This is a genomic window from Pseudomonas sp. BW16M2 (assembly GCF_014268865.1).
Classification (GTDB): Bacteria; Pseudomonadota; Gammaproteobacteria; order Pseudomonadales; family Pseudomonadaceae; genus Aquipseudomonas; species Aquipseudomonas peradeniyensis.
In genome coordinates this window covers 1-1,043 of sequence record NZ_JABWRI010000068.1, presented here as the reverse complement: position 1 = coordinate 1,043, position 1,043 = coordinate 1, and the positions used below count along the sequence as shown (strand labels likewise).

2 protein-coding genes are annotated in these 1,043 nt (G+C 61.0%); both read right to left on the bottom strand.

Translation table 11 applies throughout. The features are described from left to right. Positions 1–25 precede the first annotated feature (25 nt). Positions 26–268, bottom strand: coding sequence for a DUF3077 domain-containing protein (locus HU735_RS26800; protein WP_023630611.1), 243 nt, complete (start codon positions 266–268; stop codon positions 26–28). After that, positions 265–504 (bottom strand): hypothetical protein, encoded by a 240-nt coding sequence (locus HU735_RS26795; protein WP_186716482.1) that lies wholly within the window; start codon positions 502–504, stop codon positions 265–267. The genes HU735_RS26800 and HU735_RS26795 overlap by 4 nt, the downstream gene beginning before the upstream one ends. Positions 505–1,043 lie beyond the last annotated feature (539 nt).

Below are 1,043 nucleotides of genomic sequence, written 5' to 3'. Positions count from 1 at the left end.
GGGCCCGCGCAGCGCCCCCAACGCTTTATCGAGTCCTGTTATTCATCCCCAACTCCATATCATCAATCAACGCCTTGGCCATGGCGCTCAACATGCGCGCTGCGCTGCCCGCCATCAGGTCGCCTTCCATCTCGGCCTCGCAGGTGAGGTGGCGAATGCAGCCAAGCAGCACCGACAACTCGCTGAAGGCATCCGCGAAGGGAATGCCCGGCTCGACCTTGAACAGGTCCATGCAACGGGTCCGGCCTGCGGTACGTGCGTTGGTCATGGCCGCACCTCCGGCTTGTATTCGAGCAAAGCACAGGCAAGCTGGCCAAGGTAGTCGCTGGCAGTGAACAGACGGTCCTGGACTTCGCCAGGTTCGGTCTTGAAGTAGATATCGAGGACATCGGAAATGGCGGTGGCCACTTCGACGGCGGCGGTCGTGGCTTCTTCGCGGGTGAGGGTCGGGCGGATAGCGATGAAGGGAGCTAGACGCGGTGGGTCTGGGACGATCTTTTTCATGATGAAACTCCAGTGCGTGACAGGAGCGGCCATCTCGATCTTTCTCACGGACAAAGGTGGCAGCCGTACGCGGGGTGAGAAACCGGTGCACTGAAGCCGGCCAGACCGAAGTCTGCCCGCGCATGGCTGCCATGAAGCAATAGCCTTGGCAGTGCAAGTCGGGTTCTCACACCCGGTCACCTGATGTGGCGACCCCGTGAAGTTATCCGTGGGGTATTTCCCCGACAACGCAGCAGCTTCCGGCAAGCGCGTAGGATAGTTCCCAAGCTTTGCTGGCTGAAGCATTTGGTTTCAGGTTCGGAAATGTCTTACCTGGAAAAGGAGCAAGCATGGCCGGGCAAGACCCGGATTGCGAGCAACCCCGCGATGGCGATCAAGAGTTCACCAAACAGCAACTAGCGATAGCTGCACCAGCCCAGGCGCCGCCCGTAACTTCGCGACTTCAGGAGGCCGAACGCAGGCCTTGCGAAGGGAGGTGACGGGCATGGATGCCCGTCAAGCGCTGCGCCCCAGGATGGGGCGTTCAGCGCGGTCCTCCC

Bases quoted from the DNA above. Each gene is read 5' to 3' on its own strand.
- HU735_RS26795 (WP_186716482.1), bottom strand. From the start codon at position 504: ATGAAAAAGATCGTCCCAGACCCACCGCGTCTAGCTCCCTTCATCGCT.
- HU735_RS26800 (WP_023630611.1), bottom strand. From the start codon at position 268: ATGACCAACGCACGTACCGCAGGCCGGACCCGTTGCATGGACCTGTTC.